The following is a 21,089-nucleotide window of genomic DNA, read 5'->3' as shown; positions in this document are numbered from 1 at the left end:
CCGACATGCCGATCATCCCGCTCCGATCAGGCCAACTGAATCAGCAATCAAACCTCAAAGCCAGAACCCTTTCGCAGAGAAATCCCTCGGGGGAGAAGGTGGCAGCGCGAAGCGCTGACGGATGAGGGAAGGGCTGCGCAAACGGCTCTTTTCGTTCACCCAGTCGTACCGCCCTCATCCGCCTGCCGGCACCTTCTCCCCCGAGGGGAGAAGGAAGCCTAACTCCCTTGCCCGGCCGCCCAGAGGCCGAAGAACAGCGCCGCGCCCAGCACCGCGACGAAGGCCGCCGCCAGCACTTCGAGCCCGGCGATAATCCGAGTTCCCTTCAACGAGCCGCCGCCGGCGAAGCGTAGGGCCGCGAACTTGAAGAACACCGCCAGCGCCGCCAGCGCCCCGGTGGTCAGCGCCGTGCCGAGCGCCATGGCGAAGGTGGCGGCGATGCCGGCCCAGAGCAGGCCCTGCGCATTGGCGAAGACGAGGATGATCAGCGCGCCCGCACAGGGGCGCAGGCCCGCCGCCAGCACGACGCCGGCCATCTCGCGGACGGAGCGCAGGCGCGAGACCTCATCCGCTCCCGGCATATGGACATGGTCGCAGGTTGCGGGGTCATGCACCGCGCTGCCGCCGAGCGCGACGAGGCTGCCGGCCTTGCGCCAGAGCACATAGAGCCCGACCAGCGCCACCAGCGCAAAGCTTCCCTGTTCGATCACGAAGGTGGTCGAAGCCATGGTCTTGGCGGTCGCGTTGAGCGACAGCGTCAGTGTGCCGACCAGCGCGATCGCCACCAGCGCCTGTACGATTGCCGCCGCGAAGCTAAGCCCAAGCCCGCGCTTCAGGTTGCGGTTGTCGGCGACGATATAGCCGGAGATCACCGCCTTACCGTGGCCGGGCCCGGCAGCGTGGAAGACGCCATAGGCGAAGGCGAGCCCGAGCAGGCCGGGCAGCGCCGCCGGCGATTGCGCGATCGCCTTCAGCGTCGCGGTCAGCTCGCGATAGAAGCTCGACTGCCAGGCGAGGATGATCGCACCGATGCCCGTCGTCGCCGGTAACGCCTCGCGCGGCAGCGCCGTGCCGAACGGATTACGCGGTGGCGGAGGCGGCGGCGGGAAATAGAGGCTGGCAACCCAGGCGATCAGCCCGAGCGCGCCGGCGACCAAAGCCAGCGCCAGCAGCGCGACCAGCAGCCGACGCGGCCAGAGCGGCAGGCCCGGCGCGGCGGGAGCGCTCAGGGACATGCCACCAGCGCCCGGGTGGTGACCTGATAGGCGCTCATGTCAGGCGTCGCGGTGATGTCCTCCTGCGCCAGACGCTGCTGCGTCGCAGAGTCGAGCTTGGGCGGGCGCATGATCCGGACGATGCAGCCCTTGGGCGCATCGCGCGCTGCGACGGCATCAGCCTCCTCGCCGATCTCGAAGGCGACGAAATAGGTTGGATCGCCGATCTCGATGCCGAAGGATCGATTGGCCGTGGCCGGCGTCTTCAGCGGCAGCGTATAGGTCAGCGTCAGAATCTTGTTCTCATAGGAGAGCGACTCTCCGCTCGGCGTGCCGAATTCCTGCGCCTTGCCGTTCGCCTTGGCGATGGTGAAGAAGCCGACATCCGGCAGCGATTCCATGTTGACCTTGGCGAGCTCGGCCAATTCGTCCGAGGTCAGCTTGCCGTCGCCGTTCTTGTCGAGGCCCTGGACCATATAGGCCGAATAGGCCTCGTCGAAGCTCCAGCGATGGCGCAATGCCTTCACGGCGCCGCTAGCGTCATAGAGAATCTCGGTGCGCGAGGTCACGAAGACGTGCGGGTGCGCCAGCGCCGGCAAAGCGAGGCCGAGCAAGCTGGCAACGGCGGCGAACAGCGTCGGGAGCGTCGAGTATCGCGGCACGCGGCAATTTCCTCGAATCTGCGGCGAATCCGGCCGAGCCTTCATACAAAAGCGCGCTCGCCGCGCCTACCCTCGCAATCTCGTGCCGGAGGCCCTGCCGGCATCGCCCGCAAAGGCGGCCAAATCGCGGCACATCCGTCTCCGCCACTCTGGAATCACCCCAGGGTGATTTGACGATATCACGCCGGGTATGACAGCCTTGCTGACGTAATAACGAATTGGAGACCGGCGCTACCGGTCCCTATAGTCGATTTGAGTGCGATCGTCGGGAGGTCGGCCATGGCCGGTACGCAGCAGACTTCGCAAGGCGCCGCAGCCGGCGAGCCCGAACTGAGGGCCGTCGCCCTCGACGACAAATACGACCTCTCCAAGCAGCAGATCTTCCTGACCGGCACGCAGGCCATCGCCCGCATGCTGCTGGTCCAGCACGAACGCGACCGGCGCGCCGGGCTGAATACAGCCGGCTTCGTCTCCGGCTATCGCGGCTCGCCGCTCGGCGGGCTCGACCAGCAGCTCGCCCGTGCCGCCAAGCAGCTGAAGCCCGCCAACATCGTGTTCCAGCCCGGCCTCAACGAGGACCTCGCCGCCACCGCGATCTGGGGCACGCAGCAGGCCGAGCTCTCCGGCGAGGGCAAGTATGACGGCGTTTTCGCGCTCTGGTACGGCAAGGGCCCGGGCGTCGACCGCACCGGCGACGTCTTCCGCCATGGCAACATGGCCGGCACCTCGCGCCATGGCGGCGTGCTCTGCCTGATGGGCGACGACCACACCGCCGAATCCTCGACCAACGCCCACCAGACCGAGTTCGTGCTGGTCGACCGGATGATGCCGATCCTCAATCCGGCCGGCGTCCAGGAGATCATGGACTATTCCCTGCACGGCTTCGCGCTCTCGCGCTTCGCCGGCGTCTGGGTCGGCCTCAAATGCGTCAAGGACAACATCGAATCGACGGCCTCGGTCGACGGTTCGGTCGAGCGGGTCAGCATCGCCACCCCCGACGACTTCGTCATGCCGCCGGGCGGCCTCAGCATCCGCCGCGAGCTCGACTTCCTCGACCAGGAAAAGCGGCTGCACCTGCACAAGCGCGCCGCGATCCTCGCCTATCTGCGCGCCAACAAGCTCAACCAGACCATGCTCTCGGGCGGGCAGGCGCCGCGCATCGGCATCATCACAGTCGGCAAATCCTATCTCGACGTGCGCCAGGCGCTGGAGGAGCTCGGCCTCGACGAGGTCCGCGCCAATGATCTCGGCATCCGGCTGTTCAAGATCGCCTGCCCCTGGCCGCTCGATCCGCAGGAGCTGAAGGATTTCGCTAGAGGTCTCGACCTCGTCATGGTCGTCGAGGAGAAGCGCTCGCTGATCGAGGTGCAGCTGCGCGAGGAGCTTTACGGCACCGCCCACCAGCCGATGGTGATCGGCAAGAAGGACGAGCAGGGCGAATGGCTCTTCCCGGTCCATGGCGCGCTCGATCCCAACGACATCGCCATCGCGCTCGGCGCCCGCCTGCTGCAGTACCGCGACGATCCCGCCTTGCGCGGTCGGCTGGAAGAGATCGCCGCGGCTCAGGGCCGTCTCGCCGAGGCGATCGAAGTCGCCAAGCGGACGCCCTATTTCTGCTCGGGCTGCCCGCACAATTCCTCGACCGTCGTGCCCGAGGGCTCGCGCGCCTATGCCGGCATCGGCTGTCACTACATGGTGCAGTGGATGGACCGCGACACTACCGGCTTCACCCAGATGGGCGGCGAAGGCGCCAACTGGGTCGGCGAGGCGCCGTTCTCGAAACGCGGCCACGTCTTCCAGAATCTCGGCGACGGCACCTATACCCATTCCGGCTCGCTCGCGATCCGCTGGGCCGTCGCGTCGGGCGTCAACATCACCTACAAGCTGCTCTACAACGACGCCGTCGCGATGACCGGCGGCCAGCAGGCGGAAGGGCACCTGTCGCCCGACCAGATGGCGCGCCAGGTCGCGGCCGAGGGTGTCGCCCGCATCGCGGTGGTCTCGGACGATCCCGACAAGTACCCGGCCGGCACGCTCTGGCCGCCGGGCACCACCCTGCACCATCGCGACGCTCTCGACGCCGTCCAGCGCGAGCTCGCGACCGCGTCAGGCGTTTCGCTGCTGCTCTACGACCAGACCTGCGCCACCGAGAAGCGCCGCCGGCGCAAGCGCGGCGCCTATCCCGACCCGGACAAGCGCGTCATCGTCAACGAGCTGGTCTGCGAGGGCTGCGGCGATTGCGGGGTGAAGTCGAACTGCGTCTCGGTGCAGCCGCTCGAGACCGAATTCGGCCGCAAGCGCCAGATCGACCAGTCGAACTGCAACAAGGACTTCTCCTGCGTGAAGGGCTTTTGCCCCTCCTTCGTCACCGTGCATGGCGCGCGGCCGAAGAAGGCGGAGCCGCGCACGACGGATGCCTCGGCGCTCGGCGCCGGTGACCTGCCCGAGCCCAAGGTCCCGGCGCTCGACCGCAACTTCGCTGTTGTCGTCACCGGGGTCGGCGGCACCGGCGTCGTCACCATCGGCGCGATCCTCGGCATGGCCGCCCATCTCGAAGGCAAGGGCTGCGGCATGATCGACATGGCCGGCCTCGCCCAGAAGGGCGGCGCGGTCTTCAGCCATGTCCGCCTCGCGCCGACGCCGGAGGAGATCCACGCCATCCGCGTCGCCGCCGGCCAGGCCGATCTCGTGCTCGGCTGCGACCTCACCGTCACCGGCTCGAAGAAGGTGCTGGGCGCGATCCGCCAGGGCCGCTCGGCCGTGGTCGTCAACACTGCCGAGGCGATGCCCGGCGATTTCACCCGCAACGCCGATTTCTCGCTGCCGACCGAGCGGCTGAAGCGATCGATCGTCTCGGCCGCGGGGCGCGAGCAGACCCATCTCGTCGATGCCACGGCAGCCGCCACCACCTTCCTCGGCAATGCCATCGCCGCCAACATGTTCATGCTCGGCTACGCCTGGCAGTTCGGCGCGGTGCCGCTGTCGCGAGCCTCGCTGCTGCGGGCGATCGAGCTCAACGGCGAGGCCGTGGCTATGAACAAGCAGGCCTTCGAGCTCGGCCGCCGCGCCGCGCATGACCCGGCGGCCCTGCTCGCGGCGCTCGCCGAGGCCAAAGCGCCGACCGAGGCGCGCCAGATCTCGCAGAGCCTCGACGAGATCATCGCCCGCCGCGTAGACTTCCTCACCGGCTACCAGAACGCCGCCTATGCGGCGCGCTATCGTGACCTCGTCGAGAAGGTCCGCGCCAAGGAAGCGAGCCACGTCCCCGGCCAGAGCGCGCTGGCCGAGAGCGTCGCGCGCTATCTCTTCAAGCTGATGGCCTATAAGGACGAGTACGAGGTCGCCCGGCTCTACAGCGACGGAGCCTTCCGCAGGCAGCTCGCCGCGACCTTCGAGAAGGACAGCACCTCCGGCGAGCCCTTGCGCCTCGAATTCCACCTCGCCCCGCCATTGCTGCACAAGCGCGATCCCAATACCGGCTTAGCCCGCAAGATGAGTTTCGGGCCGTGGATGCTGGGCGCCTTCGGCATGCTGGCGAAGCTGAAGGGCCTGCGCGGCACAGCTTTCGACGTCTTCGGCTACACCCAGGAGCGCAGGACCGAGCGCAAGCTGATCGCCGATTACGAGGCGCTGGTCGCCGAGATCCTCGGCAAGCTCTCGCCGCAGAACCATGCGCTCTGCGTCGCCCTCGCCGCGATCCCGGAAAAGATCCGCGGCTTCGGCCACGTCAAGGAGCGCCATCTCACCGCCGCCAAGGCCGAGGAGGCGGAATTGCTCAAGCGCTTGCGCGACGGCTCGGCCGAGGCATTGGCGATGCCACGGGCGGCGGAGTAGCCGCACGAACGTTCAAGACCGGTGGCGTCTCTGCTGCTTCCCTCTGCATTCTTTCAAGAACTGCGGAGGAGATCATGGACGGGTTGGCTGGCTTCCTTCTCGCCGGCGTCGCTCTCACCGGAAGTCCCGGCCCGGCGACGCTGAGCCTGACCGCGACCGGCGCCGCCTTCGGAACCCGGCGCGGCCTCGCCTATGGCGCCGGCATCACGCTCGGCATGGTGGCGGTGATGGCGCTGACCGCCAGCGGCTTCGTCGCGATCATCCTGGCGCTGCCCGGCCTCGCGCCGGTCGTCACCATTCTGGTGGCGCTGTATTTCCTCTACCTCGCCTTCCGCATCGCGACGGCCCCGCCGCTCGCCGAGACGAACAGCGATATCGCCGCGCCGTCCTTCGCCGCCGGCTTCGCGCTCTCGCTGGTCAATCCCAAGGGCTATGCGGCGATGGCGGCTTTGTTCTCCGGCTTCGCATTGCTGCCGCAGCAGCCGGCGATCGATGCGATCCTCAAGATCGGCTTGCTGTTGCTCGTGATCGCCGCGGTCAACATCGCCTGGCTGCTCGCCGGCTCGGGCCTGACCGGGTTGTTCCGCGATTCCCGGAGCAACCGGATCGTCAACCTGGTTTTCGCCGTGCTGCTGCTCGCCTCGCTCGCCGCCGCGATCAGGTTCTGAATCCCGGGCCGACTCCCCTCGCGGAAGCGGCGCACGGCGCATCTGGGGATCGGTGCAGGCGGTGCGACCGCCAGCCTGACTTGAGTTTGCGATGAACCGGGCCGCATAGTGCGCGACGAGCGCATGCGAGGGGCCGGCGAATCTTGATTTCCGAGGACGAGCTGCGCCGGATCGCCACCTGGTCGAACGACCTCACGCCGGAGGAGTTCGAGGAAGCCAGACGCGGCACCAGCATCAAGGCCTATGGCAAGGGCGCCTATGTCTGCCATGTCGGCGACCGGCTGGAATCCTGGACCGGCGTCGCCGATGGCCTGCTCAAGATGAGCACCACCTCGCGCAGCGGCAAATCGGCGACGCTTGCGGGTCTCCGCGGCGGCGCCTGGTTCGGCGAGGGCACGATCATCAAGAACGAGGCGCGGCGCTACGATCTCGTCGCGCTGCGCGAGAGCAAGGTCGCGCTGATGCGGCGCCAGACCTTCCTCTGGCTGTTCGAGCATTCGGCCGCCTTCAACCGTTTCCTGGTGCACCAGTTCAACGAGCGCCTCGCCCAGTTCATCGGGCTTGCCGAATACGACCGCATGCTCGGGGCCACCGGGCGCCTCGCCCGCAACCTCGCCTGGCTGTTCAACCCGATCCTCTATCCGAACAACGACCGGACGCTGACCATCAGCCAAGAGGAGCTCGGCCTGCTCGCCGGCATCTCGCGGCAGATGGCCAATCAGAGCCTCGCCAAGCTCGCCGAGCTCGGCTTCATCAAGATCGGCCACAACGAGGTGACGATCCTCGATCTGGAGCGGCTGGCGCGTTACGAAGGCTAGAGCGATTCCGCGATTCTCCGAATCGCGGAATCGCTCTAGGTCTTTGTTTTATTGCATTTTCTTCATGCGGACCGATGTCCACTGCGTCGCAAAGGCTCTAGGATAAACAGGTAGAGTGAAACACTAGCCCTTATTCGTCTTCGAGGGGCCTATTGTGGCGCCGTGGAAGTTGGCCTTTATTCTTGAATCCGCGAAGTCATCAATTCGCAATTTTCTCGATTTGTAGACCGAAACCCGGAAGCCGGCAGTCGATTTCAGGCCGGACAGCATTCGATGGGGAGACGTCCAATGTTGAAGAAGATCAGCGTGATCGCCGCAGTTTCATTCGCTCTTGCGGGTTGCGCGACCACTCCGGTAGTCACCAGCCAGACGGTCGTCGTCGCCGGGGTCGGGCCGGTGGAAGTCGAGCGGCTCGATGTCGAGATCGCCGCGGTCAATCCCGCCCAGCGCACCGTGGTCGTCAGGCAGGGCCGCCAGACCTGGCCCGTCGCCGTGCCGCCGGTATTCGGAGACTTGCAGAACCTGCGCCCGGGCGACAGGGTCGAGGTTCGCCGCGTCGAAGGCGTGATCCTCGACGTCAAGCGGGCCCGGAAAGGCGCCAAGCCGGCGATCATCTACACCGAGGCTTCGGCCGACTCCTCCTTCCAGAATCTGCCGGAGCGCTTCGTCGCGCGGTCGCTGACGGTGACGGCGCGATTCGAGAGTTTCGATCCGGCGACCAACGTCGTCAGCTATGTCGGCCCGGCCGGGCCTCGGACCCATGTCGTCGCGGATCCCGACATCCAGAACGAGCTGGGTCGCCTGAAGCGCGGCGACATGGTCGAGCTGAGCTTCGCCGAAGCCTTCCTGCTCCAGAAGACCTGACTGCGTTCGCACGCAGCCCTTGCGGGTGAGACCGCGAGGCGCAGCCTCCTCCTCGACAGGGAGATGGGGGTTGCGCCTGCCGCGGCAGTGGATGGTGCAAAAAGCGCGGCTCGAACCTAGCCGGCTCCATGGTCGCCGAATTGTCGCATAAATCGCCCAATGCTGCCGGTTCACGCTGAGCGGAGCCGGCATGGACTATTTCAGGCGCTTCACCTTCCTGTTCGCGACGCCGAACTTCGATGCCGAGGATCTCGAAGGCATCCGCTTCAACCAGATCATCGAGGAGATTGAGCGCTCGGGCTTCGAGGTGGTCAAGGCGCGCAAGCTCGAGGATGCCGAGATCGCGGTCCAGACCGATGCCGCCATCGGCTGCATGGTGGTCGACTGGGGCAAGAAGGGCCTGGAAGGCAAGACCGCCGCGCTGATCAACCTGATGCGCCGGCGCGGCCTCGATTTCCCGATCATCCTGCTGATCCGCCGCAAGCGCTTCGAGGACGTGCCGGTCGAGGTGCTCGATTTCATCGACGGCTATATCTTCCTCTCGGAGGAGACGCCGCCCTTCATCGCCAAGAGCCTGATCAGCCGTCTCAAGCAATATGCCGAGACGCTGAAGACGCCGTTCTTCGGCGCGCTCGTCGACTACGCCGAGGAAGGCAACCATCTCTGGACCTGCCCGGGCCATAATGGCGGCGTGTTCTACAGCCGCAGCCCGATCGGCCGGGTGTTCATGGAGCATCTCGGCGAGGCTGTCTTCCGCGACGATCTCGACAATTCCGTGCTCGATCTCGGCGACCTGCTGACCCATGAGGGCCCGGCGCTGAAGGCGCAGAAGGAAGCGGCGCAGATCTTCGGGGCGGAGAAGACCTATTTCGTCCTGAACGGCACCTCGACCTCGAACAAGGTCGCGCTCGCAGCCCTGGTGACCGATGGCGACCTTGTCCTGTTCGACCGCAACAACCACAAGGCCGCCCATCACGGCGCGCTGCTGATCGCCGGCGGCATCCCCGTCTATATCCCGACCGCCCGCAATGCCTGGGGCCTGATCGGCCCGATGCGCTGGGAGAGCTTCGACGAGGAAGCGCTGCGCGAGCGCATCCGCTTGAACCCGCTGGTCAAGGATCCCGAGGCCTGGACAAAGCCGCGCCCGTTCCGCGTCGCCGTGGTCGAGCAATGCACCTATGACGGCACGATCCACTCGGCCCAGATGATCCTCGATAAGATCGGCCATCTCTGCGAGTACATCCTCTTCGACGAGGCCTGGGCCGGCTTCATGAAATTCCACCCCCTCTATGCCGGGCGCTTCGCCATGGGGCTGACGGGCTTGGGGCCGGACTCGCCCGGCATCATCGCGACGCAATCGACCCACAAGCAGCTCGCCAGCTTCAGCCAGGCCTCGCAGATCCACATCAAGGACCGACACATCAAGGGCCAGAAGCGGCGGGTCGAGCACCGGCGCTTCAACGAGAGCTTCATGCAATACGCCTCGACCTCGCCGTTCTATCCGCTGTTCGCCTCGCTCGACGTCGGCGCGCAGATGATGAAGGGCCGGTCCGGCGAGGTGCTCTGGGACGACACGATCCGGCTCGGCATCGAATTGCGCAAGAAGATCCGGGCCGTGCGCCGCGAATTCGAGGAGAAAGAGACCAGGCCCGATCGGCGCTGGTTCTTCGAGCCATTCGTGCCGGACCGGGTCAGCATCGCCGACGCCTCGCGCGAAGGCGCCGTCCATGACGTCGCCTAGGAAATGGTCGCGACCGATCAGCTCGCCAGCAATCCCAACTATTGGCAGCTGGCGCCGGATGCGGGCTGGCAAGGTTTTTCCGGGATGGAGCCGGGCTTTGCCATAACCGACCCCAACAAGCTGACCCTGCTGACGCCCGGCTTCGACCGCGAGACCGGCGCCTATGCCGAGCATGGCATCCCGGCGCCGGTCGTCGCCCAGTTCCTGCGCGAGAACCGGATCGTCGCCGAGAAGAACGACCTCAACTCGCTGCTCTTCCTGCTCACGCCGGGCGTCGAGGCGAGCAAGGCCGGCACGCTGATCAGCGGGCTCGTCGCCTTCAAGAAGCTGCACGACGACAACGCTCTGCTGGAAGAGGCGATCCCCGAATTCTACCGGCGCCGGCCGGGCCGCTATGCCGGCGTCAGGCTGCGCGACCTTTGCGGGGAGATGCACCGCTTCTTCCGCGATCACGATGTCAGCGGACTGCAGAACCGGCAGTTCTCGCCGGAGCATCTGCCGGAGATGGCGATGTCGCCGCATGATGCGGCGCGCTGCCTGACGCGCAACGACGTCGACTATCTGCCGATCGACGCCATCGCCGGGCGGATCGCGACGACGCCCTTCGTCGTCTACCCGCCGGGCATCGCCACCATCGTCCCGGGCGAGCGGCTGACCGAACGGGCCAAGCCGATGATCGACTATCTCAAGATGTTCGAGGCCTGCTTCAACGCCTTCCCCGGCTTCGAGGTCGAGATCCAGGGCGTCTATCGCGAGTTCGATGCCGAAGGGCGGGTGCGGCTCCATACTTATGTCGTCAGCGAGCAGGCGCAGGGCTAAGGGTCGCTACGGCATATGGAGAGCGACCTACCGATCATCATTCGTCCCTCCCGCGACGACGATGTCGAGCCGATGCTGGCGATCTATCGCCGGCATATCCGCCATGGCATCGAGGCCGGCGTCGAGGACACCGGCACGCCGCAGCCGGACGATCTCAAGGACCGGCGCAAGAACCTGCGCAGCCGCAAGCTGCCGCATCTGGTCGCGACCCGCAGCGGCGAGGTCGTCGGCTATGCCTATGTCGTGCTGTTCCGCAAGCGGCCGGCCTATCGCTTCACGGTGAAGCACTCAATCTACGTCCATCACCAGCATCTCGGCCGCGGCATCGGACGGCTCTTGATGCAGGCGCTGATCGACGCCTGCGCCGCTGCCGGCTTTCGCCAGATGATTGGCTATATCGACGCCGAGAACGGCGCCTCGCTCGCCCTGCATGAGCGCTTCGGCTTCGCCCGCGTGGGGCTGTTGCCGGGTGTCGCCTATCGCCACGGCAAATGGTCCGACAGCGTCATGGTGCAGAGATCGCTGGGGCCGGGTGCGACGCAGCCGATTGGGTAGGCTGGGCCGGGCGATTCAATCGGACCCTCTATCGGAATAGCGACCGGAACTCGTGCCCGACCTGCCCTATTGGGCGCGACGGGCGAATTCTCGTGGCACTTGTCTTGCTTCCTAAAACTCAACCAATGGTTTTCCGGGGGAATGGCATGACCTCAGTATCCACCGGCGGCGGCCTGACGCAGCAGCTCCATATGCGGCTGTTCGACCGCCTCGACGCCGACAAGTACGATGTGCTCAGCGCCAAGGAAATTGAAGCGTCCGGCTCAGGCAGCGGAAATTCCGTAAACCTCGTGAAGAAGTTAGACGCCGATGGCGACGGGAAGGTCAGCCGCGCCGAGATGTTGCCGACCCGCACCTTCGGGATCGAGACCATGGGCTCGCTCATAGCGGCTCAGTCCGAAGCCGACAGGGCGAAAATCAGCACGGAAATTATTGCCGACCTGTTCAAACGTGCCGACCTTGATGGAGACGGCGCACTCAGTGTCGATGAGATGAACGCCGAAAAAGACCTGCGGCGCGCGGCCAATATCGATGCAGGATTTGCCTCGGACACAATATTGGTGCCCCGGGACGAGAACGGAGACGGCCTGCTGACAAAAGACGAGATCGGAGTAGGCCAACGACTCAGGATTCCGTTGAAAATAACCTTCTTCGATGAAATGCCTGCAGATGTGCAGAAGGAGATACTGGCTCGCCGCGAGCGCATGGGCCTCCCTCCGCCTCAGCCGCTGAGCGAGGCGGACAAGGCGGCAAGACGCGCACAAGTGGAGGCGGATTGGGCGGAGCGCAACTCCGGCCCTGCCGGCACCATGAAGTTCCTCAGCCGCGAGATCGAGAGCTTGAGGGAGAAAGCGGCAGCCGCCTATGGCACCGGCGCGCAGCTGTCGGACAGCCTGAGCCAACGCCTGATCCAGCAGATCATGAGCGAGAGGTGGAGCACCGACGCCAAAATCTAGAGCATTTTCGAGCGAAGTGGACACCGGTTCGCGTGACGAAAATGCGATGAAACAAGGAGCTAGAGCATTTTCGCGATTCGGAGAAACGCAGAAATGCTCTCGTCGCGCTCTGCCCCTGTGTCGGCATCGAGGCCACCCGCGGATGTCGGCTCTCGCCCCTCTCCCGACATTAGCACTATGATCCCCCACCCGGCGAGAAGAAGCAGAGCAACTCGCCCGCATCGTTCATGCAGAGATGGAAGAACCCGTCCGGCGAGAGGCGGGCCTTCTGATAGGGGATGTCGAGCACGGCCGGCTGGCGGCGCTCGCTGACCCACATCGGATGCCGGCCCGGCATGATCGTCACGACGAAGCCGGACGGGGTCTCCCGCACCTCGCTGGCGTCGATCCGGGCGCAATCGGCCTCGGAGCAGCACTCGAACGGGTAGTCCCAGCCGCCGGGCGCCCGATGCGCGCGCGTTTCGCTCGCTCCCACAGCGAGCAGCATCGCGATCGTGATCAGGGCAATAGCACGCATCGGCCGGTCCTCGCGCCGAGCCAGCGACCATGCGCACAGCCGGAAACACTGCGCCAGCCCAGTGAAAACCAGGCGCCTGCGAGCCTTGCGATGTCGGGAAGCGGTGCCCGGCCGATCGCGGGGCTGAAGACCAAGTCAAACCTCGGCGGGACAATAGCGCCTCAAATGCGTCTTGTCTGTCAAGTGGCTTCTTGCACAGCGCCGAGCCACCTGCAAAGCTTGCATGATCGCACAAGGGCCTTGAGGTCCGGCAAACCCGCGACAGACGGGGCGACAGGGTGGAGACGACGATCGTGGCAAGCGCAGCCGCCGGCCAGGCGGATACCTTTCCCAAGCTCATGCTGCGCAATGCTCGGGAGCGCGGCGCACGCGTCGCGTTCCGTCACAAGGACCTCGGTATCTGGCAGTCCTGGACCTGGGCCGAAGTCGCCGAGCAGGTCCGCGCCTATGCCAAGGGTCTTGAGCAGCTCGGCCTGAAGCGAGGCGAGAAGGTCGCGATCATCGGCTACAACCGGCCGCGCCTGTACTGGTCGATGGCCGCGGCGCAATGGCTCGGCGCGATCCCGGTGCCGGTCTATGCCGACAGCGTCGCCGACGAGATGGCCTATGTGCTCGACCATGCCGGGGCGGTCTTCGCCTGCGTGCAGGACCAGGAGCAGGTCGACAAGGTGCTCTCCGTCACCGAGCGCCTGCCGAACCTGCGCCACATGCTCTATGACGAGCCGCGCGGCCTGCGCGACTACGACCACGCCAAGCTGCACGATATCGGCGATGTGATCGAGGCCGGGCGCGCCGCACTCAAGGACACCGCCGTCTCAGCCGCGCATGACCGCGAGATGGAGCAGGGCAAGAGCGACGATCTCGCCATCATCCTCTACACCTCCGGCACGACCGGCCGGCCCAAGGGGGTGATGCTCACCCATTTCAACGTGATCACCGCCGCCGAGATCGGCTGCAGCTTCGACGGGTTGAACGAGAACGACGAGATCATCGCCTATCTGCCGATCGCCTGGGTCGGCGATCACGTCTTCTCCTATGCGCAGGCGATCATCGCCGGCTTCTGCGTCAACTGCCCGGAAGGCCCCGAGACCGTCGTCGACGACCGCCGCGAGATCGGCACGACCTACGCCTTCGCGCCGCCGCGCGTCTTCGAGACCATGCTGACGCTGACCATGGTGCGCATGGAGGATGCCGGCCCGCTGATGCGGAAGGTCTTCCACTACTTCCTCGGCGTCGCCAAGCAGCACGGCGAGAAGATCCTGAACGGCGAACCCGTGCCGCTCGGCGCCCGCCTGCTCTACAAGCTCGGCGACATCATCATCTACGCGCCTTTGCGCAACCGCTTCGGCCTGACCAACATCAAGGTCGGCTACACCGCCGGCGAGGCGATCGGCCCCGAGCTCTTCCGCTTCTACCGCTCGATCGGCGTCAACCTGAAGCAGCTCTACGGGCAGACCGAGGCCGGCGTCTACATCACCATGCAGCCGGACGGCGAGATCAAGGCCGACACGGTCGGCAAGCCGGCGCCGCAGGTCGAGATCAAGATCGCCGACAATGGCGAGGTGCTCTACCGCTCGCCCTCGATCTTCCGCGGCTACTACAAGGACGAGGAGAAGACAGCGGAGACGATGACGCCGGACGGATATGTCCGTTCGGGCGATGCCGGCTTCTTCGACGAGAGCGGCCACCTCAAGATCATCGACCGCGCCAAGGATGTCGGCAAGCTCAACTCGGGCGACCTCTTCCCGCCGAAATACATCGAGAACAAGCTGAAGTTCTACCCGAACATCAAGGAGGTCGTCGCCTTCGGCCAGGGCCGCGACTACGCTACCGTGGCGCTCAATATCGACCTCACCGCCGTCGGCAACTGGGCCGAGCGCAACAACGTCGTCTACGCCTCCTATCAGGAGCTCGCCGGCCATCCGCAGGTCTACGAGATGATGGCCAAGCATGTCGACGAGGTGAACCGCTCGCTCGCGGCCGAGCCGATGATGGGCGGGGCCCAGATCAAGCGCTTTCTGATCCTGCACAAGGAGCTCGACGCCGACGATGGCGAGCTCACCCGCACCCAGAAGGTCCGGCGTGGCTTCATCGCCGAGCGCTACGCCCCGCTGGTCGAGGCTTTGTACAATGGCTCGACCCAAGCGGACATATCGACGGAAGTGACCTTCGAGGACGGTCGCAAGGGGGTGATCTCGGCGACGGTCAAGGTCGCCGACGCGAAGATCTACCCGGTCACGGCCCCGGCGACGAAGGAGGCGGCATGAACGCGCATTCCACGGCCGTCACCGGCACGCCGGTCACGCAGAAGGGCGAGGTGCTGCTCTCGGTCGAGAACGTCTCGCTGCGCTTCGGCGGGGTGAAGGCGATCACCGACGTCTCCTTCGACATCCGCAAGGGCGAGATCCGCGCCATCATCGGCCCCAACGGCGCCGGCAAGACCTCGATGCTCAATTGCATCAACGGCTTCTACCACCCGCAGGAAGGCCGCATCACCTATAAGGGCGTGCGCCGCGCCAAGGTCAGGCCGCATCAGGCCGCCGCCGCCGGCATCGCCCGCACCTTTCAGAACGTCGCCTTGTTCAAGGGCATGTCGACGCTCGACAACATCATGACCGGGCGCACCCTCAAGATGCGCAAGGGCTTCTTCTGGCAGGCGCTGCGCCATGGCCCGGCGATGGACGAGGAGATCGAGCACCGCAAGGTCGTCGAGGACATCATCGACTTCCTCCAGATCCAGCACATCCGCAAGTTGCCGGTCGGCAAATTGCCCTATGGCCTGCAGAAGCGGGTCGAGCTCGGCCGGGCGCTCGCCATGGAGCCGGAGCTGCTGCTGCTCGACGAGCCGATGGCCGGCATGAACCTCGAGGAGAAGGAGGACATGTGCCGCTTCATCCTCGACGTGAACAACCAGTTCGGCACCACCATCGCCTTGATCGAGCACGATATGGGCGTGGTCATGGACCTCTCCGACCGCGTCGTCGTGCTCGAATACGGCCGCAAGATCGCCGACGGCACGCCGGCCGAGGTCAAGGCCGACCAGCGCGTGATCGATGCCTATCTCGGAGTGGCGCACTGATGGCCGCCGCAAGCAAGGACATGAGCGCATGAGCGACATCGCCGCGCAGCCCGCGCCCAATCTCCTCGCCAATGGCTGGGTCAAGGCCGGCCTGATCGTCGTCGGCCTCGTCGCCGCCGCGCTGATCGGCGCCCGCCTCGACCCGACCGGCACGATCCACGCCATCTTCGTCGACCCGTTCAACCAGATGGCGCAGGCGCCCGACCTGCTCGCCCAGACGATCTGGGAGGGCCTGGTCTCCGGCGTGCTCTACGCGCTGATCGCGCTCGGCTTCGTGCTGATCTTCAAAGCCTCGGGCGTGTTCAACTTCGCCCAGGGCATCATGGTGGTGTTCGCGGCGCTGACGCTGGTCGGCCTCTACGAGAAGGGCGTGCCGGCCTTTCTCGCCGTGATCCTGACGCTCGGCGTGATGTTCGCGCTGGCCGTGACGATCGAGCGCGTGGTGCTGCGCCCGCTGGTCAACCAGCCCGACATCATCCTGTTCATGGCGACCTTCGGGATCACCTATTTCCTGATCGGCTTCGGCGAATCCATCTTCGGCGGCAATCCCAAGCAGATGATCGCCGACCAGCTCTATCTGCCCAAGGGGGCGATCGACCTGAAGATCCTCGGCGGCCTGGTCTCGCTGCAGAAGATCGACATCGCCGCCGCGATCATCGCCTCGCTGATGATCGCCGTGCTGGCCCTGTTCTTCCAGTATACCCGCATCGGCCGCGCTCTGCGGGCCGTCGCCGACAGCCACAAGGCGGCGCTCTCGGTCGGCATCTCGCTCAACCAGATCTGGGTGATCGTCTGGTTCACCGCCGGCATCGTCGCGCTGATCACCGGCATCATGTGGGGCGCGCGCTCGGACGTCTCCTTCGCGCTCGAGATCGTGGCGCTGAAGGCGCTCCCCGTGCTGATCCTCGGCGGCTTCACCTCGATCCCGGGCGCCATCGTCGGCGGGCTGATCATCGGCATCGGCGAGAAGCTCGGCGAGTTCTACTGGGGCCCGCTGATCGGCGGCGGCATCGAGAGCTGGCTCGCCTATTTCATCGCGCTGGGCTTCCTGCTGTTCCGGCCGCAGGGCCTGTTCGGCGACAAGATCATCGAACGCATCTGAGAGGCTGACCCGTGTTCTACCGCGAAGCCGGCCAATACAAATCGACCTACGCCGCCGACATGGCCGTGTTCCCGCTCCGGCAGGACCGGATCGGCATCGCCGTCATCCTCGCGATCGCCTTCATCGGCATCCCGCTGACCGGAAACGACTTCTTCATCGCCTCGGTGATGATCCCGTTCCTGGTGCTCTCGCTGGCGGCGATCGGGCTCAACATCCTCACCGGCTATACCGGGCTGATCTCGCTCGGCACCGCCGCCTTCATGGGTGTCGGCGCCTATTCCTGCTACAAGCTGACGACCTTCTTCCCGGGCGTGAACATCATCGTCCTGATCCTAGTGTCCGGGCTGTTCTCGGCGGCGATCGGCGTGCTGTTCGGCCTGCCCTCGCTGCGGATCAAGGGCTTCTATCTCGCCGTCGCCACGCTCGCCGCGCAGTTCTTCCTGCAATGGGCCTTCGTGCGCGTGCCCTGGCTGTTCAACTACAACGCCTCGGGTGCGATCGAGGTGCCGCAGCGCACCCTGTTCGGCCTGCCGATCACCGGCGCGTCCGCGACGCCGGAGACGCGCTATTTCGTCTGCCTCGGCCTCGTCGTGGTGCTGACCTGGTTCGCCTCGAACCTGGTTCATGGAAAGCTGGGGCGATCCTGGATGGCCGTGCGCGACATGGACATCGCCGCCGAGCTGATGGGCATCAAGCTGCTCAACGCCAAGCTCACCGCCTTCGCCGTCTCCTCCTATTTCGCCGGGGTCGCCGGGGCGATGATGATCTTCCTCTGGTATGGCGGCGGCGAGGCCAACGACGTCTTCACCATCCGCCTCTCCTTCACCATCCTGTTCATGGTGATCATCGGCGGCCTGGGCTCGCTGATCGGCTCCTTCTTCGGCGCCGCCTTCCTCTCGGCCCTGCCGACGGCTCTGAAATTCGGCCTGCCGGCGCTGGGCGTGCCGATCGGCGGCGCCACCGCCGAGCACGTCACCTTCATGCTGGTCGGCGCGCTGATCATCATCTTCCTGATCGTCGAGCCGCACGGCCTCGCCCGGCTCTGGCAGATCGGAAAGCAGAAATTGCGGACGTGGCCCTTCCCCTATTGAGGCGGGGGAGCAGGACCCAAGGACAACGACCCGCCGCGGTCTTCAAGCGGCGGGCAAGCGAAGACGGGACGGCTCGGCCGGACCCGGCAACCACGGAGGAAGGCCTATGAAAACGAGCAGCATCATCAGGAGCGTCGCCGTCGGCGCGCTTCTCGCCGCCGGTGCGATCGCCGCCCCGGCCTATGCGCAGGAGACGATCTACTTCTCCAACAACGCCTATCGCACCGGCCCTTTCTCGGGCTCGGGCATTCCGATCGGCGACGGCATGCGCGACTACATCTCGATGATCAACGAGCGCGACGGCGGCGTGAACGGCGTCAAGATCGTCTATGAGGAGTGCGAGACCGGCTACGACACCAAGAAGTCGATCGAGTGCTACGAGCAGGTCAAGTCGAAGACCATCGTCTACAGCCCGTGGTCGACCGGCGCGACGCTGGCCGCGATCCCGCGCGCCCATGTCGACAAGCTGCCGATCCTGTCGATGGCCTACGGCCTCTCGGCCTCGGCCGACGGCACCAACTTCCCCTGGGTCTTCATCCCGCCGCTGACCTATTGGGACGGCGCCTCGGTGATGGTGAAGCACATGGCCAACGAGCTCGGCGGCATGGACAAGCTCAAGGGCAAGAAGCTCGGCCTGATCCATCTCGACGCACCCTTCGGCAAGGAGCCGATCCCGGTGCTCGAGAGCCTCGCCAAGAAATACGGCTTCGAGCTCAAGCTCTATCCGGTCGCCGCGGCCGACATGCAGAATCAGGGCTCGCTCTGGCTCTCGATCCGGCGCGACCGGCCGGACTTCCTCTACAACCAGGGCTGGGGCGCGATGAACCCGACCGCGGTCAAGGAAGCCATCAAGAACAACTTCCCGATCAACAAGCTGGTCGGCGTCTGGTGGGCCGGCGGTGACGACGACGCGCGCGCCGGCGGCGCCGAGGCCAAGGGCTACCGTTCGCTGAACTTCAACGCGGCCGGCCAGAACTTCCCGGTGATCCAGGACATCCTCAAGCATGTCGTGGATAAGGGCAAGAGCACGACGCCGAAGGAGAAGGTCGGCGAGAACCTCTATAATCGCGGCGTCTACAACTCGATGCTCGTGGTCGAGGCGATCCGCACCGCCCAGAAGCTGACAGGCAAGAAGGTGATCACCCCGGAGGACATGCGCCGCGGGCTCGAGAACCTGAACATCGACGAGGCCCGCCTCAAGGAGATCGGCATGGCCGGCTTCGCCTCGCCGGTGAAGGTCAGCTGCACCGACCATTCCGGTCACCACAAGGCCTATGTCGCCGAATGGGACGGCACCAAGTGGACCCAGAAGGGCGACTGGATCGAGCCGATGAAGGACGAGGTCCGGCCGCTGATCGAGGCCAACGCCAAGGACTATGTCGAGAAGGCCGGCAATTGGCCCAAGCGCACCGAGCCTTGCGAGAAGTCGTCCTGACCTGACGAGTGCCAATCCTTCTCCCCTCGGGGGAGAAGGTATCTGCGAAGCAGACGGATGAGGGAAGTCTTGCACCACCTCATCCGTCCGTCCCTCATCCGACCCGGCTGACGCCGGGCCACCTTCTCCCTCGAGGGGAGAAGGATTGGAGGTTCAATGTCGACCGCCATCCTCGAGAAGCCCGCCACCGCCGCGGCGACGGACACGATCCTGTCGCTGAACAATATCGAGGTGATCTATGATCACGTCATCCTGGTGCTGAAGGGCGTCTCGCTACAGGTCCCGCGCAAGGGCATCGTCGCGATCCTCGGTGCCAACGGCGCCGGCAAGACCACGACGCTGAAGGCGATCTCGAACCTGCTCAAGGCCGAGCGCGGCGAAGTCACCAAGGGCTCGATCGTCTTCGACGGCGAGCGGGTCGACAAGATGTCGCCGAACGAACTGGTGCGCCGCGGCTGCATCCAGGTGATGGAAGGCCGGCACTGCTTCGGCCATCTCTCGATCGAGGAGAACCTGCTGACCGGCGCCTTCACTCGCCGCGACGGCAACGCCGCGATCAAGCGCGACCTCGAGAAGATCTACGAGCTCTTCCCGCGACTGAAGCAGCGCCGCGGCTCGCAGGCCGGCTACACCTCCGGCGGCGAGCAGCAGATGTGCGCCATCGGCCGCGCCATGATGAGCAAACCCAAGATGATCCTGCTCGACGAGCCGTCCATGGGCCTCGCGCCGCAGATCGTCGAGGAAATCTTCGAGATCGTTCGTCAGCTCAACGACAAGGAGGACGTCTCCTTCCTCGTCGCCGAGCAGAACACCAACATGGCGCTGCGCTACGCCACCTATGGCTACATCATGGAAACCGGCCGCGTCGTCATGGACGGCGAAGCCAAGATGCTGCGCGAGAACGAGGACGTGAAGGAATTCTATCTGGGCGTCGCCGAGGGCAACAAGAAGTCCTTCCGCGAGGTCAAGAGCTACAAGCGCCGCAAGCGCTGGCTGTCATAGTCCGGCCGGGATCGGCGGGCAGGAGCCGGTCATGCTCTATGTCGTCCTCGCCCTCCTTCTCGTCGCCGTCATCTACGGTCCGCAATTCTGGGTCCGCTACGAAATGGACAGGCACGCCGCAGACAGGCCAGACCTTCCCGGCACCGGCGGCGAACTTGCCCGCCATCTGCTCGATCGTTTCGGCCTGCAGACAATCCCCGTCGAGATCACCGCCGCCGGCGATCACTACGATCCCGACGCCCGTGCCGTGCGGCTTTCGCCCGGCAATCATGACGGCCGCTCGATCACCGCCGTCGCCGTTGCCACCCACGAGGTCGCCCATGCGCTGCAGCATGCGCAGGGCAGCCGCCTCTTCGATATCCGAACCAGCCTCGCCCGGCTGCTGGGCAAGGTCGACAAGGTCGCGATGGTGGTGCTCGTCACCGCACCGCTGGTGATGATCCTGGTGCGGGCGCCGGGTGTGCTTTTCGCGCAGTTCGCCGCGGTGCTGGCGCTGCTCGGCATCGGCCTTGTCGTCCATCTCGTGACGCTGCCGGTGGAGTTCGACGCCAGCTTCGGCAAGGCGCTCCCGATCCTCCAGCAGGACGGCTACCTGCACCCGGACGACATGCCCGCCGCACGCGGGGTGCTGAGGGCCGCAGCGATGACCTATGTCGCGGCCTCCCTGATGGGACTGCTCAATTTCCTTCGCATCCTGCGCCGATAGGCCGGGCACCATTTCCAAGGGCAAGA

16 protein-coding genes and 1 pseudogene are annotated in these 21,089 nt (G+C 65.6%); 14 read left to right on the top strand and 3 right to left on the bottom strand.

The window, feature by feature from the left end; translation table 11 throughout:
- Positions 1-218 precede the first annotated feature (218 nt).
- Together BMZ69_RS18190 and BMZ69_RS18185 are read right to left on the bottom strand one after the other, a co-directional pair.
- The gene (locus tag BMZ69_RS18190; RefSeq protein WP_092159130.1) at positions 219-1,235 is read right to left on the bottom strand and encodes a nickel/cobalt transporter; all 1,017 of its coding nucleotides are present in this window, start codon (positions 1,233-1,235) and stop codon (positions 219-221) included.
- The gene (locus BMZ69_RS18185; protein WP_175506859.1) at positions 1,226-1,876 is read right to left on the bottom strand and encodes a DUF1007 family protein; all 651 of its coding nucleotides are present in this window, start codon (positions 1,874-1,876) and stop codon (positions 1,226-1,228) included. The genes BMZ69_RS18190 and BMZ69_RS18185 overlap by 10 nt, the downstream gene beginning before the upstream one ends.
- A 279-nt stretch (positions 1,877-2,155) precedes the next feature.
- Here BMZ69_RS18185 and BMZ69_RS18180 point away from each other — a divergent pair, with 279 nt between their 5' ends.
- The 7 genes and pseudogenes from BMZ69_RS18180 to BMZ69_RS18150 all read left to right on the top strand — a co-directional run bounded on the left by BMZ69_RS18180 (position 2,156) and on the right by BMZ69_RS18150 (position 12,131).
- Positions 2,156-5,710 (top strand): indolepyruvate ferredoxin oxidoreductase family protein, encoded by a 3,555-nt coding sequence (locus BMZ69_RS18180; RefSeq protein WP_092159126.1) that lies wholly within the window; start codon positions 2,156-2,158, stop codon positions 5,708-5,710.
- A 74-nt stretch (positions 5,711-5,784) separates the two neighbouring features.
- The gene (locus BMZ69_RS18175; protein WP_092159124.1) at positions 5,785-6,378 is read left to right on the top strand and encodes a LysE family translocator; all 594 of its coding nucleotides are present in this window, start codon (positions 5,785-5,787) and stop codon (positions 6,376-6,378) included.
- Between the two features lie 143 nt (positions 6,379-6,521).
- Positions 6,522-7,196 (top strand): Crp/Fnr family transcriptional regulator, encoded by a 675-nt coding sequence (locus BMZ69_RS18170; RefSeq protein ID WP_092159122.1) that lies wholly within the window; start codon positions 6,522-6,524, stop codon positions 7,194-7,196.
- 288 nt (positions 7,197-7,484) lie between these two features.
- On the top strand, positions 7,485-8,060 hold the full coding sequence (locus BMZ69_RS18165; RefSeq protein WP_092159120.1) for a putative periplasmic lipoprotein: 576 nt from the start codon (positions 7,485-7,487) through the stop codon (positions 8,058-8,060).
- A gap of 190 nt (positions 8,061-8,250) precedes the next feature.
- Positions 8,251-10,620 (top strand): annotated as a pseudogene (locus BMZ69_RS18160) (Orn/Lys/Arg decarboxylase N-terminal domain-containing protein).
- 15 nt (positions 10,621-10,635) lie between these two features.
- On the top strand, positions 10,636-11,175 hold the full coding sequence (locus BMZ69_RS18155) for a GNAT family N-acetyltransferase (protein ID WP_092159118.1): 540 nt from the start codon (positions 10,636-10,638) through the stop codon (positions 11,173-11,175).
- Positions 11,176-11,321: 146 nt separating this feature from the next.
- Positions 11,322-12,131, top strand: a complete 810-nt coding sequence (locus BMZ69_RS18150) for an EF-hand domain-containing protein (RefSeq protein WP_175506858.1) — start codon at positions 11,322-11,324, stop codon at positions 12,129-12,131.
- 175 nt (positions 12,132-12,306) lie between these two features.
- Here BMZ69_RS18150 and BMZ69_RS18145 read toward each other — a convergent pair whose 3' ends face one another.
- Positions 12,307-12,648, bottom strand: a complete 342-nt coding sequence (locus BMZ69_RS18145; RefSeq protein ID WP_092159114.1) for a hypothetical protein — start codon at positions 12,646-12,648, stop codon at positions 12,307-12,309.
- Between the two features lie 338 nt (positions 12,649-12,986).
- Here BMZ69_RS18145 and BMZ69_RS18140 point away from each other — a divergent pair, with 338 nt between their 5' ends.
- From BMZ69_RS18140 to BMZ69_RS18110, 7 genes are all read left to right on the top strand, one after another.
- Positions 12,987-14,915: an AMP-dependent synthetase/ligase gene (locus BMZ69_RS18140; protein WP_092159147.1), complete on the top strand. Its 1,929-nt coding sequence runs from the start codon at positions 12,987-12,989 to the stop codon at positions 14,913-14,915.
- Positions 14,912-15,727 carry an ABC transporter ATP-binding protein gene (locus BMZ69_RS18135; RefSeq protein ID WP_092159112.1) on the top strand — a complete coding sequence of 272 codons (816 nt, stop codon included), beginning with the start codon at positions 14,912-14,914 and terminating at the stop codon, positions 15,725-15,727. The genes BMZ69_RS18140 and BMZ69_RS18135 overlap by 4 nt, the downstream gene beginning before the upstream one ends.
- Positions 15,728-15,914: 187 nt before the next feature.
- Positions 15,915-16,829, top strand: a complete 915-nt coding sequence (locus BMZ69_RS18130; protein ID WP_092159146.1) for a branched-chain amino acid ABC transporter permease — start codon at positions 15,915-15,917, stop codon at positions 16,827-16,829.
- Between the two features lie 11 nt (positions 16,830-16,840).
- Positions 16,841-17,920: a branched-chain amino acid ABC transporter permease gene (locus tag BMZ69_RS18125; protein WP_092159110.1), complete on the top strand. Its 1,080-nt coding sequence runs from the start codon at positions 16,841-16,843 to the stop codon at positions 17,918-17,920.
- Positions 17,921-18,026: 106 nt separating this feature from the next.
- Positions 18,027-19,355, top strand: a complete 1,329-nt coding sequence (locus BMZ69_RS18120; RefSeq protein WP_092159108.1) for an ABC transporter substrate-binding protein — start codon at positions 18,027-18,029, stop codon at positions 19,353-19,355.
- A gap of 156 nt (positions 19,356-19,511) precedes the next feature.
- Positions 19,512-20,357, top strand: a complete 846-nt coding sequence (locus BMZ69_RS18115; protein ID WP_092159106.1) for an ABC transporter ATP-binding protein — start codon at positions 19,512-19,514, stop codon at positions 20,355-20,357.
- A gap of 31 nt (positions 20,358-20,388) precedes the next feature.
- Positions 20,389-21,063, top strand: coding sequence for a zinc metallopeptidase (locus BMZ69_RS18110; RefSeq protein WP_091832588.1), 675 nt, complete (start codon positions 20,389-20,391; stop codon positions 21,061-21,063).
- Positions 21,064-21,089: the final 26 nt, after the last annotated feature.

It is taken from the genome of Allobosea sp. CRIB-10, assembly GCF_900112185.1.
Lineage (GTDB): Bacteria > Pseudomonadota > Alphaproteobacteria > Rhizobiales > Beijerinckiaceae > Allobosea.
The sequence above is the reverse complement of the archived record's forward strand: the minus strand, read 5'-3'. Positions and strand labels throughout refer to the sequence as shown.

Bases quoted from the DNA above. Each gene is read 5' to 3' on its own strand.
- BMZ69_RS18190 (WP_092159130.1), bottom strand. From the start codon at position 1,235: ATGTCCCTGAGCGCTCCCGCCGCGCCGGGCCTGCCGCTCTGGCCGCGT.
- BMZ69_RS18180 (WP_092159126.1), top strand. From the start codon at position 2,156: ATGGCCGGTACGCAGCAGACTTCGCAAGGCGCCGCAGCCGGCGAGCCC.
- BMZ69_RS18175 (WP_092159124.1), top strand. From the start codon at position 5,785: ATGGACGGGTTGGCTGGCTTCCTTCTCGCCGGCGTCGCTCTCACCGGA.
- BMZ69_RS18165 (WP_092159120.1), top strand. From the start codon at position 7,485: ATGTTGAAGAAGATCAGCGTGATCGCCGCAGTTTCATTCGCTCTTGCG.
- BMZ69_RS18155 (WP_092159118.1), top strand. From the start codon at position 10,636: ATGGAGAGCGACCTACCGATCATCATTCGTCCCTCCCGCGACGACGAT.
- BMZ69_RS18150 (WP_175506858.1), top strand. From the start codon at position 11,322: ATGACCTCAGTATCCACCGGCGGCGGCCTGACGCAGCAGCTCCATATG.
- BMZ69_RS18145 (WP_092159114.1), bottom strand. From the start codon at position 12,648: ATGCGTGCTATTGCCCTGATCACGATCGCGATGCTGCTCGCTGTGGGA.
- BMZ69_RS18140 (WP_092159147.1), top strand. From the start codon at position 12,987: ATGCTGCGCAATGCTCGGGAGCGCGGCGCACGCGTCGCGTTCCGTCAC.
- BMZ69_RS18135 (WP_092159112.1), top strand. From the start codon at position 14,912: ATGAACGCGCATTCCACGGCCGTCACCGGCACGCCGGTCACGCAGAAG.
- BMZ69_RS18130 (WP_092159146.1), top strand. From the start codon at position 15,915: ATGGCGCAGGCGCCCGACCTGCTCGCCCAGACGATCTGGGAGGGCCTG.
- BMZ69_RS18120 (WP_092159108.1), top strand. From the start codon at position 18,027: ATGAAAACGAGCAGCATCATCAGGAGCGTCGCCGTCGGCGCGCTTCTC.
- BMZ69_RS18115 (WP_092159106.1), top strand. From the start codon at position 19,512: ATGTCGACCGCCATCCTCGAGAAGCCCGCCACCGCCGCGGCGACGGAC.
- BMZ69_RS18110 (WP_091832588.1), top strand. From the start codon at position 20,389: ATGCTCTATGTCGTCCTCGCCCTCCTTCTCGTCGCCGTCATCTACGGT.